Origin of the sequence: Streptococcus sp. WB01_FAA12, from assembly GCF_012843315.1 — a bacterium.
In the GTDB taxonomy this organism is placed as follows: domain Bacteria; phylum Bacillota; class Bacilli; order Lactobacillales; family Streptococcaceae; genus Streptococcus.
In genome coordinates this window covers 56,844-72,702 of the sequence record NZ_JABAEX010000003.1, presented here as the reverse complement: position 1 = coordinate 72,702, position 15,859 = coordinate 56,844, and the positions used below count along the sequence as shown (strand labels likewise).

19 protein-coding genes are annotated in these 15,859 nt (G+C 43.3%); 2 read left to right on the top strand and 17 right to left on the bottom strand.

The annotated features are described in order from the left end of the window. Positions 1-8: 8 nt before the first annotated feature. The 6 genes from HF881_RS05540 to HF881_RS05515 form a co-directional block, all read right to left on the bottom strand. Positions 9-1,046, bottom strand: coding sequence for a SepM family pheromone-processing serine protease (locus HF881_RS05540; RefSeq protein WP_169446754.1), 1,038 nt, complete (start codon positions 1,044-1,046; stop codon positions 9-11). Then, entirely contained in the window at positions 1,030-1,518 is a 489-nt protein-coding gene (gene coaD / locus HF881_RS05535) for a pantetheine-phosphate adenylyltransferase (RefSeq protein ID WP_169446753.1), read from the bottom strand. Before coaD ends, HF881_RS05540 begins: the two co-directional genes overlap by 17 nt. Continuing rightward, complete coding sequence (gene rsmD, locus HF881_RS05530) at positions 1,508-2,047, bottom strand: 16S rRNA (guanine(966)-N(2))-methyltransferase RsmD (RefSeq protein ID WP_169446752.1); 540 nt, start codon at positions 2,045-2,047, stop codon at positions 1,508-1,510. Before rsmD ends, coaD begins: the two co-directional genes overlap by 11 nt. Before the next feature lie 64 nt (positions 2,048-2,111). Next, complete coding sequence (gene asnA / locus HF881_RS05525; protein ID WP_061418164.1) at positions 2,112-3,104, bottom strand: aspartate--ammonia ligase; 993 nt, start codon at positions 3,102-3,104, stop codon at positions 2,112-2,114. A gap of 108 nt (positions 3,105-3,212) precedes the next feature. Beyond that, positions 3,213-3,896 (bottom strand): Bax inhibitor-1/YccA family protein, encoded by a 684-nt coding sequence (locus HF881_RS05520; RefSeq protein WP_125398448.1) that lies wholly within the window; start codon positions 3,894-3,896, stop codon positions 3,213-3,215. Positions 3,897-3,950: 54 nt separating this feature from the next. After that, the gene (locus HF881_RS05515) at positions 3,951-4,691 is read right to left on the bottom strand and encodes an RNA methyltransferase (protein WP_169446751.1); all 741 of its coding nucleotides are present in this window, start codon (positions 4,689-4,691) and stop codon (positions 3,951-3,953) included. 33 nt (positions 4,692-4,724) lie between these two features. Between HF881_RS05515 and HF881_RS05510 the strand changes: the two genes are divergently transcribed. Continuing rightward, the gene (locus HF881_RS05510; protein WP_001174620.1) at positions 4,725-5,003 is read left to right on the top strand and encodes an acylphosphatase; all 279 of its coding nucleotides are present in this window, start codon (positions 4,725-4,727) and stop codon (positions 5,001-5,003) included. 77 nt (positions 5,004-5,080) lie between these two features. Continuing rightward, positions 5,081-6,001, top strand: a complete 921-nt coding sequence (gene yidC, locus HF881_RS05505; protein WP_169446800.1) for a membrane protein insertase YidC — start codon at positions 5,081-5,083, stop codon at positions 5,999-6,001. Between the two features lie 73 nt (positions 6,002-6,074). Here yidC and pflA read toward each other — a convergent pair whose 3' ends face one another. The 11 genes from pflA to HF881_RS05450 all read right to left on the bottom strand — a co-directional run bounded on the left by pflA (position 6,075) and on the right by HF881_RS05450 (position 15,856). Continuing rightward, complete coding sequence (gene pflA, locus HF881_RS05500) at positions 6,075-6,869, bottom strand: pyruvate formate-lyase-activating protein (protein ID WP_169446750.1); 795 nt, start codon at positions 6,867-6,869, stop codon at positions 6,075-6,077. A gap of 117 nt (positions 6,870-6,986) precedes the next feature. Continuing rightward, complete coding sequence (locus HF881_RS05495; RefSeq protein ID WP_169446749.1) at positions 6,987-8,243, bottom strand: diaminopimelate decarboxylase; 1,257 nt, start codon at positions 8,241-8,243, stop codon at positions 6,987-6,989. A gap of 66 nt (positions 8,244-8,309) precedes the next feature. Further along, on the bottom strand, positions 8,310-9,137 hold the full coding sequence (gene purR, locus HF881_RS05490) for a pur operon repressor (RefSeq protein WP_002874197.1): 828 nt from the start codon (positions 9,135-9,137) through the stop codon (positions 8,310-8,312). A gap of 104 nt (positions 9,138-9,241) precedes the next feature. Continuing rightward, positions 9,242-10,183 (bottom strand): 3'-5' exoribonuclease YhaM family protein, encoded by a 942-nt coding sequence (locus HF881_RS05485; protein ID WP_169446748.1) that lies wholly within the window; start codon positions 10,181-10,183, stop codon positions 9,242-9,244. Then, the gene (locus tag HF881_RS05480; RefSeq protein WP_169446747.1) at positions 10,173-11,429 is read right to left on the bottom strand and encodes a DNA recombination protein RmuC; all 1,257 of its coding nucleotides are present in this window, start codon (positions 11,427-11,429) and stop codon (positions 10,173-10,175) included. Before HF881_RS05480 ends, HF881_RS05485 begins: the two co-directional genes overlap by 11 nt. 1 nt (position 11,430) lies before the next feature. Continuing rightward, the gene (locus HF881_RS05475) at positions 11,431-12,093 is read right to left on the bottom strand and encodes a thiamine diphosphokinase (protein WP_169446746.1); all 663 of its coding nucleotides are present in this window, start codon (positions 12,091-12,093) and stop codon (positions 11,431-11,433) included. After that, positions 12,056-12,712 (bottom strand): ribulose-phosphate 3-epimerase, encoded by a 657-nt coding sequence (gene rpe / locus HF881_RS05470; protein ID WP_169446745.1) that lies wholly within the window; start codon positions 12,710-12,712, stop codon positions 12,056-12,058. Before rpe ends, HF881_RS05475 begins: the two co-directional genes overlap by 38 nt. 10 nt (positions 12,713-12,722) lie before the next feature. Beyond that, on the bottom strand, positions 12,723-13,601 hold the full coding sequence (gene rsgA, locus HF881_RS05465; RefSeq protein ID WP_169446744.1) for a ribosome small subunit-dependent GTPase A: 879 nt from the start codon (positions 13,599-13,601) through the stop codon (positions 12,723-12,725). Position 13,602: 1 nt separating this feature from the next. Continuing rightward, complete coding sequence (rsmA, locus tag HF881_RS05460) at positions 13,603-14,475, bottom strand: 16S rRNA (adenine(1518)-N(6)/adenine(1519)-N(6))-dimethyltransferase RsmA (protein WP_169446743.1); 873 nt, start codon at positions 14,473-14,475, stop codon at positions 13,603-13,605. Positions 14,476-14,487: 12 nt separating this feature from the next. After that, complete coding sequence (locus HF881_RS05455; RefSeq protein ID WP_169446742.1) at positions 14,488-14,784, bottom strand: hypothetical protein; 297 nt, start codon at positions 14,782-14,784, stop codon at positions 14,488-14,490. 217 nt (positions 14,785-15,001) lie between these two features. Further along, positions 15,002-15,856, bottom strand: a complete 855-nt coding sequence (locus HF881_RS05450) for an SDR family NAD(P)-dependent oxidoreductase (RefSeq protein ID WP_169446741.1) — start codon at positions 15,854-15,856, stop codon at positions 15,002-15,004. Between the last annotated feature and the right edge of the window lie 3 nt (positions 15,857-15,859).

Here is a 15,859-nt window from a genome sequence, read left to right as displayed (position 1 = left end):
TCTACGGATTAGGGATTGTTTTTAAGATAATCAATCGCATCCTGCAAGGTTTTTACAGGCACGATTTTCATCTCTGTCTTGATTGTTTTAGCAGCTTCTAGGGCTGTTTCATAGTTGCTTTTCGCATTGGGATCTGCTTTTTTTGCTTCCTCGGTGACTGGATTGTCAGGAGCAAAAAAGATGTTGGCTCCCTGACGAGAGGCTGCAACTACTTTTTTGTCAATTCCACCGATGTCACCAACATTTCCATCGCGATCAATAGTTCCCGTTCCCGCAACGATGCGGCCATTACGAAGACCTGGATCTGCTATCTGGGTGTAGATAGCGAGACTAAACATGAGACCGGCACTTGGCCCCCCGATACCAGCCGTTGAAAAGCGAATTGGAATATCACTGGTCACTTCCGTACGGTCAATCAGACCAATCCCAATCCCGTTTTTCCCGTTTTCGAGAGTGATAATTTTACCTTCAGCCGTCTTGACTTTTCCGTCTTCTTCGTAGGTTACCTTGACTGGATCTCCTAGTTTTTGAGAGTTGACATAATCAACCAAGTCCTTGGAACTGTCAAACGTCTTATCATTAACAGCCGTCACTGTATCCGCAATGTTCAGAATGCCCTTAAAAGTTGAATTTTCTGTCACGGTCAAGACATAAACTCCCAAGTACTTGAGTTCGATATCCTTGCCAGCCGTCTTCAAGCCTTGATACTTGGCCATATTTTGGGATGTTTGCATGTAGAACTGATTGATCCGCATAAACTCTGCATCTGTAGAGCCACCCGTTGTCTCCTGAGCGCTTCTAATATCCGTGAAAGGTGTTAACCAAGCATAGACAAGATGCGACAGGGTTGCATGTCGAATACCGACTGTTACAAACTGGTAAGCTCCTGCTTCTGTATCTTCTGTTTCATTTACTTTCAAAACTTGACGAATATCTTCCGCTCCACCTGGAACTTCTATGTAGTAAGGTAAAGGTACTACAAAGGCTAAAAAAGTCAATACTAGTGCTAGGATGACATATAAGGGCCATCTAGTTTTTTTCTTCATGTTCTAATTCCTCCACAACACTGTTTGGGACATATTGCTGAATCTCCTGACCAAACTTCAGGAGCTCTCTCACGGCTGAAGAGCTAATATAAAGATGCTCTGGGCGACTATATAGGTAAATGGTTTCGATTTCTGGAGCCAGTTGATGATTGTAGTAATCAAAACTAGACTCGTATTGCAAGTCGGTGGCATTCCGCAAGCCACGGACAAGAGTTTTAGCACCCAGTCTTCTTGCGACATCGACGACTAGTTGGTCATGAGAAGCCAACACCTCTACATTACCTAAATGCGCCACAGCTTTTTCAACTGCTCGTTTGCGATTTTCAACGGGGAGAAAGCCTTGTTTGTGGGGATTGTAGAAAACCCCGACATAGAGCTTATCAAAGAGTCTGCTGGCACGTTCAATGATATCCAGATGTCCATTTGTCATCGGATCAAATGAACCTGTAAATAATCCAATTTTATCTGACATAGACTGTCACCTTACTAATCCCATATATTTTTTCCTTCCAGATGCCTAAGTAGGCGATTTCTTCCGGAAGTTCTACAGACTTATCGGTTTCGCAGACGACCATGATCTCTTCGGAGAAAAGGTTTCTTTCTGCCATTTTTTCGATATCTGCAACGATTTGTTCCTTGGCATAGGGAGGATCTAAAAAGACCAGGTCAAAGGGACCATTCATTTGCTCCAAGGCCCGTTCAGCCTCCATCCTTAAGAGTTGAAATTTAGAAACTTCTTTGGTCATCTGGATATTTTCAGCGACGATAGCTTGTGCCTTTCGATCCCGTTCTACTAAAACAGCATGGGACATGCCACGCGATACTGCCTCAATAGATAAACCGCCACTGCCAGCATAAAGATCCAAGACACGTCCACCCTCAAAATAGGGGCCAATCATATTAAAGATAGCTCCACGCACCTTATCTGATGTCGGCCTAGTCGTCTTGCCTTCTAGCGTCTTGAGAGGACGCCCTCCGTAGATTCCTGATACGATTTTCATACCGTTTATTATACCAAATTATAGGCAAAAAGAGAAAGAAAACCGAACCTTACGGTTCGATTCTCTACAAAATATTTTCGTACGTATCGCGAACTTCTTGAGGCCAAACACTGGTCTGAACCTCTCCGATGTGTTTCTTACGAAGAAGGAACATGGCCATCCGAGACTGTCCGATACCTCCACCGATTGTCAATGGGAAAAGGCCGTTAAGCAGAGCCTTATGCCATTCCAACTCAAGACGATCTTCGTCTCCTGTAAGGGCAACTTGGCGACGAAGCGTGTCTTCATCTACCCGAATCCCCATTGAGGAAAGTTCAAAGGCACAACCAAGAGGTTCATTCCAAACTAGAATATCCCCATTCAATCCCTTGTAGCCATTCTCAGACTCTGTTGTCCAGTCATCGTAGTCAGGGGCACGACCGTCATGAGGTTTCCCGTCAGGTAACTCGCCACCAATACCAATCAAGAAGACTGCACCGAACTCTTTACAGATTTCATTTTCACGCTCTTTCGGTGTCAAGTCTGGGTAACGTTCCACCAACTCTTCTGTATGGATAAAGGTGATTTGTTTTGGCAAGATAGATTCGATATCATAGCGGGCTTCTACTGCTAGCTCTGTCAGACGAATGGCCTTGTAAATCTTCTCAACTGTTTCTTTGAGATAAGCGATATTGCGTTGACCATTTGGAATCACTTTTTCCCAGTCCCACTGGTCCACATAAACAGAGTGGGTCGCATCAAGCGAATCTTCGTCTGGACGAAGGGCCTTCATGTGAACAAACAGACCTTCTCCTTCACCGAAACCAAAGCGAGCCAAAGTGTGACGTTTCCATTTGGCAAGTGAGTGAACGACTTCATAGGTTTCATCTGGAATCTGCAAGACCTTCACCGATACTGGATGTTCGACACCAGACAGGTTATCCTGCATCCCATCCCCGACCTTGCTCAAGATAGGACCTTGAACCTCGACAACTTCTAACTTATCTTTCAAATACTGGGTAAAGGTGTTTTTAACAAAAGAAATTTCTTCTTGCTGATGAATAAAGCTTTTCTTCATAACTACTCCTAAAAAATTAGTTAAAAGCATTATACACCTATTTTCAAGAAAAGGAAAGAGTAAATAAGAAAAAGTCAGTGCTCTTTAGAACACTGACTCTATAATTCTTTAATCGTTTCGACCAAAGATTCGTAAAATGCTAAGGAAGAGGTTGATAAAGTCTAGGTAGATACTGAGCGCCATTGAGATAACCCAACCTGTCGCTACTTGTCCTCGTGACTGCTCATAAACATAGCGAATCTTTTGGTTGTCCCAAGCAATCAAACCTGAGAAAACCAAGACCATGGCAATACTAATCATGTAGTCAAAGAAGCCGCTAGCTAAGAAAATATTCACAATCATGGCAATGATGAGACCAACAAGCGCCGCCATCAAAGCTCGGCCCATTCCACTCAAATCTTTCTTAGTGAAAATTCCGATTGCCGCCATGACAAAGAAGAGAAGGGCGCTGGATACAAAGGCTGATAATACGGTCCCAGGTGTATAGAAGGCTACGACAAAGCTAAGTGTGAAGCCATTTAAAACAGAATAAACTAAAAATACTGGGAGAGCTGCTGGGCTATTTTTTGCAGCCATGCTACTTGCAACAAAGACCAAAGCAAGTTCTGCAAAAGTTGCAATCATCAGCCAGAGACGGCCATGCATTAGAAAATAGACCAATTGGGATTGAAAGACTGTCAACATCAAAGCTGACACGAGAGCTGATAGACCAATCCCAAGTCCCACAAAGGCGTAAACCTTAGCGTAAAATTGATTGAGCCCTGAACGTTCTTGAATAATTGTTTGATTCATTCCGATTCTCCTTTTTCTATAAATATGTCTTGATTATAACAAAGATTTTATAAATTAGCTGAAATAAAACATCAAAATGCCTGCTGCAATGGCAACATTGAGACTCTCTGCTCGACCTTTCATGCTTATATGAACCAACTGATCAGCACTCTCAACCATGACAGAACTAATTCCCTGTCCTTCATTTCCCATGACTAAAGCAAAGTTTTCTAGGGGAGAAAGTTCACGATAGTCCTTGGATTCTTTAGATAAGGTCGTTGCCAGAATGGGCAAGCCACTCTTTTTAGCCCCTTCTACAAAGGTGGCAACAGGCATACGATAGATGGGCAAATGAAAATGACTTCCCTGCATGGAACGCAAAGTCTTGAGACTGTAGATATCCGCTGACTTGTCTGAAACAATGACCCCTGTAAAACCTGCAGCATCCGCCGTCCGAATCATGGTGCCAACATTACCAGGATCTTGAACATCTTCTAAAAATAGAAACTTACCCTGACGGAGATCAGGCAGTCCCATTTCTTCTTTTTGAATAACTGCGACAATGCCTTGAGGGGTTTGCGTATCTGCTAAGTCCCGCAAAATCTCCTCTGAAACCCAGACAGTTTGAGGAAAAGCAGCTAACTGATCTCGGTGACTTTCCAGAGCAAAGATTTTCTCAATCGTTACTCCTGCTTGAACAGCTTCTTCAAACAAGTGCCAGCCTTCAATCAAATAAGCAGACTTTCGATATTTTTTTTGATGCAATTTCTTGGCATTTTTTACCACAGAATTAGCTTTTGAGGTTATAATAGTCATAGAAACATTATAACACAATTAAAGGGGGTTAGTATGCAAAAGGTTAGAATGATTGCCCAAGGTAGGGTGCAGGGTGTTGGTTTTCGTTGGGGCGTTTATACTCTAGCGCTTGAAATCGGTGGCATCACTGGTCGTGTCTGGAATAATGACGATGGCACAGTGGAAATTCTCGCTCAGGCAGACTCCTCTGCCACTATGGCAAAATTTATCCAAGAAATCCGAAAAGGTCCGACACCTTTCTCAAAAGTTACCTATCTAGATGTACAAATGAGCAACTTTTCCTCCTATTCAGACTTCAAAGTCGCAAATTAGGTCTCCAGAACTATTGTATATTTTACAAAAAAACAGTAGAATAGAAAGGTATAATTTTTAAAGAAGGAATGAAAACATTGAAATCTATTAAACGTTTTGCCCTCTCTGCTATGGGAGTGGCTATGCTACTTATCTTGACAGGCTGTGTTTCTGTTGATAAAACTACTGGAGAACCGACTGGATTTATCTGGAACACCATCGGAGCGCCTATGGCAGAGGCCATCAAATACTTTGCTAATGATATGGGACTTGGTTTTGGGATGGGGATTATCATCGTCACCATTATCGTACGCTTGATTATCTTGCCACTCGGTATCTACCAATCGTGGAAGGCGACGCTTCACTCTGAAAAGATGAACGCCCTCAAACACGTGCTTGAACCACATCAAACACGTCTTAAAGAAGCAACAACTCAAGAAGAAAAACTTGAGGCTCAACAAGCTCTCTTTGCCGCCCAAAAAGAACATGGTATCAGCATGCTAGGAGGCGTCGGATGTTTCCCTATCTTGCTCCAAATGCCTTTCTTCTCTGCTATCTACTTTGCAGCCCAACATACTGAAGGGGTCGCAGGATCTAGCTTTCTCGGTATCGAACTAGGCTCACCAAGCATGCTCCTCGTAGCCTTTGCAGGTATTCTTTACTACATCCAATCTCTCCTCTCGCTTCATGGAGTAGAAGATGAGATGCAAAGAGAACAACTTAAGAAAATGATCTACATGAGCCCACTCATGATTGTTATCTTCTCCCTCTTCTCACCAGCCAGTGTAACACTTTACTGGGTTGTCGGTGGTTTCATGATGATTCTCCAACAGTTTATCGTCAACTATGTCGTTCGTCCAAAACTTCGTCAAAAAGTACGTGAAGAATACGAAAAGAACCCTCCGAAAGTCAGCCCTTCTGCAGGTGCAAGAAAAGATGTGACTCCTAAGCAGCCTCAGGCTATCACAACCAATAAGAAAAAGAAAAACCGCAACTCTGGCAAACAACGATCTAGATAAGACTCAAAAAGCTTAGCTGAAAGGCTAAGTCTTTTTGCATCACAAAAGCCCGATGTTTCCATCAGGCTTCTTTTTATCCATGTACACGTTTCATATAGTCTTGATAGCTTTCTGTATCCATCAATTCCTTGGCATTCTTAACGCGATCTGCTGTTGGAGGTTTTACCCCTTCGAGCGAATAAGGAATTCCCAATTCACGCCATTTGAACTCACCCATAGTGTGATAAGGTAGGATTTCAAACTTGTCAACGTTTTTAAGGGTCTTGACAAACTTACCAAGTTCGATCAAGTCCTCATCTCTGTCTGTCAAACCTGGAACTAGCACATGGCGAATCCAGACAGGTTTTCCAATATCTGATAGGTACCGGGCACAGGCCAAGATATTTTTATTGGTTTGGCTAGTGACAATCTTGTGCTGTTCTTCGTTGATTTCCTTGATATCCAAGAGAACCAAGTCAGTGACAGCCATAAGTTTGTCAAACTTCTCAAGGTAACGTGGTTTATTACGGAAAGGCAGGGCACAGGTGTCCAAGGTACAGTGGATTCCTTGTTCCTTAGCCTTGGTAAAGAGGGCAATCAAGAAATCAATCTGTAAGAGAGCCTCTCCTCCACTGACAGTGATTCCTCCCTTGTCTCCCCAGAAACCACGATAGCGAAGGGCTTCTGTCAAGACATCGTCTACTGTCCGTTCACGTGATTTATTGGTCTCCATAGCCCATGTGTCTGGGTTATGGCAGTACTGGCAACGCATGTGACAACCCTGCAAAAAGACAATAAAACGAATCCCAGGACCATCTACCGCCCCAAAACTCTCTGTCGAATGCACCATTCCTGTCACTTGTCCATAGTCAATTGTTTCTTCAGACATATCGTCACCTTCCTTGAAACCGTTTTATAGTTTTATTATATCACGACTTGAGGGAAAAACAAGATTTTTGTCTATTTTTTAGAAAGCAATCTGTTTTTCACTTTCATTTTCATTTTTTTAATGATCGGGTTCAAAATCAAAACCATACAAGGTTGCAAAATAGTCCTCAGGACGCTCTGCACGGCGGATTTGACGGGCTTTGCCTTCTTCGGTATAGAGGATTTCTGCCGAGCGCAGTTTGGCATTGTACTGATAACCCATGGAGAATCCATGTGCACCTGTATCATGAATCACCAGTAAATCACCGATTTCTGTATGAGGCAGTTCGCGATTGACGGCAAATTTATCATTGTTTTCACAGAGTGAACCGACCACGTCTACGACCTCAACTGGCCCATCTAGATGGGTCAGATTGGTGATATGGTGATAGGCTCCATACATGGCTGGGCGCATGAGGTTGACTGCTGATGCATCCACACCTAGATAGGTACGATAAGTTTTTTTCTTATGAGTGACTCTTGTGACTAAAGCTCCGTGAGGGGCTAACATAAAACGACCCAATTCGGTGAAAATCTTGACCTGACCAAGTCCTGCAGGTGTGAGGACTTCTTCATAAACCTTTCGCACGCCCTCACCAATCACAGCGATGTCATTTGGCTCCTGATCTGGGCAGTAGTTAACACCGATTCCGCCAGAAAGGTTAATAAAGTCCAGTGAAATGCCCAATTTTTCTTTGATTTCCACAGCTAATTCAAAGAGCTGACTAGCCAACTCTGGATAGTAGAGATGGGTCACGGTATTGGATGCTAGGAAGGAATGAATCCCAAAAGTCTTGGCTCCTTTTTCCTTCAAAACTGCAAAGGCTTCAAAGAGTTGATCCTTGGTCATACCAAACTTGGCCTCCCCAGGATTGTCCATAATGTCTGTTCCTAATTCAAAGACTCCGCCTGGATTGTAACGACAAGAGATGATTTCTGGGATACCTGTAGCTCGCTCTAGATGCTCAATGTCTTCAAAGGCATCCAAGTTAATAGTTGCACCCAATTCATGGGCATAGGCATACTCTTGGTCTGGTGTATTGTTTGATGAGAACATGATCTCAGGACCTGCAAATCCAAGTTTATGGCTCATCAGGAGCTCCACATAACTGGAACAGTCCACACCACAGCCTTCCTCTTTGAGGATTTTCAAGATGGCTGGTGTTGGGGTGGCCTTGACTGCAAAATATTCCTTAAAGCCCTCGTTCCAGGAAAAAGCTTGGTTGACCGCTCTTGCTTTTTCGCGAATCCCCTTCTCGTCATACAAGTGAAAGGGAGTCGGGAACTCTGCAACAATTGTTTCTAAATCTTCTCGGCTGATAAATGGTGTTTTCATAAGCTTCCTTCTATTCTGTTTGCAAAGAAAGGCTGGGACAATCGTTCCAACCTTTAGTTCTACCTCTTATTTGTCTTCGTCAAAGATATTTCCAATCTCGACATCGATGGATTGGTTCTTGACATCAATATTGGTTACTTTCAAGAGTGACTTGTAATCGAACTGCTTTTCACGTTCTTCTTGGGCATTGTCTGCAAAGACTGCGACACCAGCTAGTTCAGAGTCGAACTCACGCAAGAGACTAATCATCCCATTGACAGTTCCGCCGCCTTTCAAGAAGTCATCCACAATCAAGACACGACTGCCTGCTTTGAGGCTACGTTTTGAAAGGAACATTTTCTCAATGCGGTCACCACTGGAACCTGATACATAGTTGACACTGACCGTTGAACCTTCTGTGATTTTCAAGTCACGGCGCACAATGACAAATGGAACATTGAGGACATTGGCAACTGCATTTGCGAGCGGAACACCTTTTGTTGCTACTGTCATAACGGCATCGATTTTTTGGTCCATAAAGCTCTTGGCAATGATACGACCAATATTTTTCAAAATGGCAGGCGTACTAAGCAGATCAGACAGATAGATATAGCCGCCCGGCAAGATACGATCACTTTCTGAAAGTTTGTCACGCAAGTCTGCAATCATTTCTTTAGCTTCATGACTAGAAATTGATGGTGTAAAGATAACGCCACCACCTGCTCCAGTCACAGTCTGAATATGGCCGATTTCGATTTCCTCAAAGGCACGCTTGATAATCACGATATCCTCTGAAATCGATGATTTAGCAGATTCGTACTTTTCTGCAAAGGTGTTGAGACTTGTTAGTTTGTATGGATTATTAATCAAATAGTTGGAAATGACAACCATCCGATCACTTCTTCTTAATTTCATTTTTATTTACCATTCCATTTAATTTTGATATCTTATCCATTATACCACATTCACATAAAAAAACGAACATTATTGCGTAAAAAATGCTCGTTTTTCTTAAATTATTAATCTAAATCTGGTTTATAGAAGGAACGATTGTCCATAGCGAAGATTTTATTGGTCATCTCTCCTTTGTCCACCAAAGCCAGAGCTGTTGACATCATCATCATGCTGGCATCTAGATTGTCAATCATATGGATAATCTCTGCCTCCATAATGCGTGGACGGACTGGACTTCCATACTCTAGCAAGCCATGATGACTGAGGATGACATGGCGCAGTAACACCACTTCTTCTCTAGTATCATCGATGCCGAGTTCCATGACTGTCTTGGTAATTTCGCTATCGATGAGGGCTATATGGCCGATGAGATTGCCTCGCACTGTGTACTCCGTCTGGTCTGGTCCCGTCAACTCAATGACTTTAGCCAAGTCATGCAACATAATCCCCGCATAGAGGAGGCTCTTATTGAGCTGAGGATAGATTTCGCTAATGGCATCTGCCAAGCGCACCATGGTCGCTGTATGATAGGCCAAACCCGTTTCAAAGGCATGGTGGTTGGTCTTGGCAGCTGGATAGGAGTAGAATTCCTTATCATACTTGGTGTAGAGATTTCGAACAATTCGTTGCCAAACAGGATTTTCAATCTTGAAAACCATCTGCGACATGTAGTCACGGATTTCCTTGACATCAACTGGTGACTTGACCTTGAAATCAGCTGGATCGTTGGGTTCGCCAGGCTGAGGCAGGCGGAGAGTAATTTGATTGACTTGAGGAGTGTTGTTATAAACTTCTCTGCGCCCTTGCATGTGGACTACTTTCCCTGCGGTAAAGGCCTCAACGTTATGAGGTTGGGCATCCCAGAGTTTCCCTTCAATCTCGCCACTATCGTCTTGGAAGGTAAAGGCTAGGTAGTTTTTCCCAGCACGCGTCTGTCTCAGGTCAGCTGACTTAATCAGGTAAAAACCTTCAAACAGCTCATCTTTTTTCATGTGACTAATCTTCATATTCTTCCTCATCTTCTTGGAAATGGAGTAGATCAAGCGCAGGCTCACCTTCTGATAACTCAATGTGACGGAGCGTCCGCTCAATAGCTGTAGTACGACGGTTTAATAATTCATCAATATTGCCAGAGGCATGTTGAAGATGTTTTTGTGCCTTAACCAAAATTCCCCCAAACTTGCCGAACTCGGTCTTAACGCTAGCAAGGGTCTTACTGATATGGTCGGCACTCTTTTGGATATTGAGAGTCTTGAAGCCAACTGATAGAGAGTTAAGCAGGGCTGATAGGGTACTTGGACCTGCGACAATAATCTGCTCCTCCCGTCTCAAATCATCAAAGAAGACCGGATTGCGAACAATCTCTGAATAAAGTCCTTCTGTCGGAACAAACAAGACCCCAAAATTGGTTGTCCGAGGTGGCGCTATATACTTGCTCTTGATATCCTTGGCGAAACGCTTAACGCTTGCCAAGAGAGATTTGCGACAGCGTTCAATCTCGTCCTTGTCACCCGCTTCATAGGCTTCTTCTAGGCGGTAATAATCTGCCAGTGGAAACTTGGAGTCAATCGGTAAATAGACATATTCCCGATCACCCTGTCCAGGTAACTTGATAGCGTACTCTACTCGCTCGCTAGAGTTCTCAACCGTTGCGTATTCTCGTTCATACTGGGCTGGTGTCATGATGTCTTCGATGATTTGCCCCAGTTGCAATTCTCCCAGAATCCCTCGCGTCTTGGTTCCAGAGAGAACCTTATTGAGGGCTCCGACATCGCGGGCAACTGTCTGCATTTCTCCAAGGCCACGATTGACAGACTCCAGTTGCTTAGAAACTGTCTCGAAGGAAGCCTGCAAGCGCGTCTGCAAGGTCTTTTCCAACTTTTCCTCGACCGTTTGGCGCATTTGTTCCAAGTGTTGCTCATTGGATTCTTGCAAGGCTTGGAGACGTTGGTCGGTCTTGTCTCTGGTTTGGAGGAGATTATCTGTCATTTCTTGACGGACTTGAGTCAAGCCTTGATGCAACTCCATTCGCACTTCTTGCAAACGATCGCTGACAGCCACTTCCAAATCTTTTTGATCTAGCTGGCTGGCTTGCCTGGCTTGTTCAAAACGATAATCCAATTGATCTGAAAGATTGTCTGCCTGATCCTCCAAACTCTTGCTTAGGTGTTTCTCCTGCTTATCCTGCCTTTGCCAAATGAGAAAGAGTCCAGCTAGGTTGGCAATTAATAATAGTAATAATACAGTCTCCATCCTACCTCCTGTCCTTGCTATGCAGCACGACGACATAGCCATCTGGGCAAGTCACCGAAACTTCCCTATCTATATATTCGTTAGAAGCGTACACTTTTTTAAAGAAAAAATTCTCCTCAGTCAATTCGTACTTAGCTCCGAGAATGGTCAACCTGCTATCCCGAACTGGCATAAAAGCTAGATAGTCGTAGCCTGAACGCGGTTCTAACTGACTGGTCCCTTCTGGACAATAGCTAATCAAATTTTGCCCATCTTCAATCGCTATCTGACACATATAGGGTGCCAACTTGGGATTGCTAGGTAAAAAGACATTGGCCAGCATATGATCAATGCGACCACCAAGAGCACCGAAAATAGTCACCTGAGCTTGAGGATTTTTTTCAAAAATCGTTAAGAGTGCTAGTTCCAGATCCGTATCATCTTTTTCCGGCCGAGCTTGGATAAAGTGCTGAGCACGTTTTTGAATCAACTGACGTTCGTCTGCGGTTACCGAATCAAAATCCCCAACTGCTAGAGCGAGAGGCAGATCTTCTTCCAAGACCCAGAGCGAACCACGATCCACACCGACAAAGCAATCAAAATCCGTCCGATAATGACCACGGTCTCCACCTGCAAAAACGGCAACCCTAGTCCAATTGTTTTCTGAGAGTTTGCACTCGTTCATTGACATCTCCCTTAAAGACATAGGATCCTGCTACAAAAACGGTCGCACCAGCTTCTTTGGCTTGAGCAATGGTCTGGTCATCAATCCCGCCATCGACTTCAACTTCAAAGCTCAAACCTTTTTCCTGACGAAGGGCAACTAACTCACGAACCTTGTCCATGGTTTCAGGCAGAAAGGCTTGACCACCGAAGCCAGGATTAACTGTCATGACCAAGACTTGGTCAACTAGGTGAAGCACGTGCTTGATCGCCTCCACAGGTGTACCAGGATTGATAACAACCGAAGGTTTGACACCAAGAGAGCGAATCTTTTGAAGTGCTCCATGAATATGAGGTGTTGCTTCTACATGGATACTGATGATATCTGCCCCTGCACGCGCAAAATCCTCTAGATGATGCTCAGGATTCGCCACCATCAAGTGGCAATCAAAGACCATCTTACTATGGGGGCGAAGGCTCTCGACTACACCTGCACCAAAGCTGATTTGTGGTACAAAGTGACCATCCATGATATCGATATGGGCATACTCTGCTCCAGTTGCTTCTAGGCGTTTGATTTCACGTTCAAAGTTGGCATAATCTGCTGCCAGAATTGACGGAGCAATCTTGTATTGAGACATAGGTTTCTCCTTATTTTGGAATTTTTTTGCTGACTTTTTTATAGGTTTCTCTGCGATTTTCAATTTCACTGAGGAATTGCAGGTAGTTGTCAAAACGGAAGGTTGCAATGGTACCCTCTTCAACAGCTGGTTTGACTGCACAAGACGGCTCATGGGTATGGGTACAAGTACGGAACTTACAATCTCGGCTGACACTAGCAAGCTCTGGGAAGGCCTGATTAAGGTCTTCAGCCGTTGACACTTCATAATCCAGTGATGAAAATCCTGGCGTGTCTGCGATTTTCCCACCATTGAGGTTGTAAAAACTAACAGCTCGAGTGGTATGACGACCGCGACCCAGACTGTCTGAGATCTCTCCTGTTTCAAGATTGAGGTCTGGTGCGATTTTATTGAGGAGGGTTGATTTTCCAACACCTGTCTGCCCCATAAAGACCGTCACTTTTCCTGTCAACAAAGGCAAAAGTTCTTCTTTACTAGTCACAAAGTCGTAACCAATGGCACGATAGGTTTGTTGGTAAAAACTTAATTCTTCCCTATCTTCCAGCAAGTCCATTTTAGAAATATAGACGATAGGATGGATGCCCTTGTGCTCCAAAAGAACCAAGAAACGATCCAGCAAATTGCTGTTGAAGTCTGGTTCCTTGACGGACATGATCACCACAGCTTGGTCAATATTAACAATAGGCGGACGAACCAGACTGTTTTTCCGTTCATGAATCTTGAGGATATAACCTTCGGAATTTTCCTCTGCAGAAAAATCTACCCAATCCCCAACATAGGGTGTATGACCTTTTTTGCGGAAATTCCCACGCGCACGTGTCTGATAGACTTGGCCATCACTCTCTACATAGTAGAATCCTGCCAAGGCTTTAATAATTTGTCCCTGCATCTTAGAGTCCTTGTCCTTTAAGTGCATCTGCTAGACTGGCAAACTCTTCCAAGCTGAGAGCTTCACCACGCACAGATGGAGATAAGCCTGCCTGGTCCAAAGCCTTGGTCAGCTTATCCTTGACTTCATCAGTTTTCCCAAAGTAGCCTGTTAAGTTGTTCCACAAGGTCTTGCGACGATGAGTGAAACTAGCCTTGGAAACCTTAAAGAAGAAGTTCTCGTCTTCTACTGCTACGGCTGGATCTGGGCGGCGTACCATTTTCAGGATAGCTGAGTCCACATTTGGCGCAGGAACAAAGACCGTACGAGGCACGATGAAGGCAACCTTGGCTGTCATGTAATACTGCACAGCGATAGACAAACTACCGTAAGCCTTGGTATTTGGCTGTGCTGAGATGCGATTCGCCACTTCTTTTTGCATCATGACGACAAACTCACTAAAAGGAATGCCACTCTCGATCAAGTGCATGAGAATAGGCGTTGTAATATAGTAGGGCAAGTTGGCTACTACCTTGATTGGCAGATCAGGATTTTTAAAATTCTGGATATGTTGCGCCAAATCGACCTTGAGAATGTCCTCGTTGACTACTGTTACATTATCAAAATCACGCAAGGTATCAGCTAGGATTGGCACCAAACGATGGTCAATCTCAAAAGCCATGACCTCTGCCGCACGCTCAGCCAAAAACTCCGTCAAAGCACCAATTCCTGGCCCGATTTCGATGACATTGACCTGGTCATCAATTTCAGCCGTATCCACGATCTTTTGAAGGATATTGGTATCCGTCAGGAAATTTTGCCCGAAGGACTTTTTAAAGGTAAAACCGTGACGCTCCAGCACTGCCTTGGTCACGCTATAATCTGCAATTCTCATTTATTCTCTTTTCTAATATGAACGACGATATATCCAAACAAAATCATTTCCTCTAGAACCCTGATGAATCAGGTCTTTTAAATAAACATTTGGATTTGTTAGTTCTTTTGTTTCCGTATTATAACTTGTTATTGTCTTTCCACCATGTCGAAGAAGCCATTCCGTATCCAATCCAGGCAGATATCTGTCCTTTTGAAGAAAACTACAAAGCTCCTCAACTGTCATATCCTCCGGGATATCAAGATCCATCTGATGAGAAAAAACATCATCCCCCATGCAGATAGACTCTCTGTCAACTTGTATTTTCATTTTGCTCTCTCCTTATAAGTTTCTATTCGAACGCTATCAAAATAAATCTAAGTACCTTTATTGTAACACATTCTCCATGCATTTTGAGGTCTGCTCAACTATTATCATAAGATTTCATAACCTCTTCCACTTCTGCCAAGGTCACTCCAAACAGATTTAGATATCTGAATTTCCTTCCACTATTGAAACAGCCCATGAAATTTATTTTTCTCATCCTTTATGGATTGTCTCTTGAAAAAGTCAGGTGCTCAAGTAAAGAATAGAGTTTTTCTTGCTCCTCTTCTTCGTAAGCAGATACATTTGCTTTTACTTCCTTGCATTTCTCGTCATACAAAAATCCTTCATAGAGTTCTTCTGTAGATAAGACCGTGTAAACTTTGGCCATTTCTTCAGGGCTAATCGAAAATTTTGACTTAATTTTATACAGATTTTTCATAAAAGTGTTGAGGTGATTGTAGCGGCTCATATCTACTTTGACATTGGTCACACGAATTGCGTGAATTTTGATGCCTTCCCAATGTTCTCGCATATAAAGTGACAGCATCAACAAGGCCAGTTTATTTTGATAATAGGTCTTGGCAGGACTGTAACATTTTTGACCAGATAAATTTTCAAAATCAAGTTTCATGAAAGGATAGAGTATCAGCCCTTGAGAAGAAATATTAATAATCCGTCCACTCTCTGACTTTTCCAACAAACCTTTCAATAGGAAAGAAAGTAGGAAGGGTGCAACAACATTGGTCGCAAATTGCTTTTCTAAACCATCCTTAGTCAGGATGGGCTTTTTGACTGACAAATCAAAGTCAGCTGCATTGTTAATTAGAACATCTAGAAAGTCTTCTCTTTGAATATACTGTTCCACTGCTTTCCTGACACTCTTCATATCAGATAGATCAACCAAAATATAATCTACATGTAGATTTCCTGTTTGTTGGCGGATTTCCTCACAGGCTTGCTCGGCAGCTTCTTTCCGTCTACAAAAGAGAGTTACCGACCAGTCCTTTTCAGCTAACTGTTTAGCAGCCTGGTAGCCAATACCACTGTTACCACCCGTAATAATTACTTTTTTCATTTC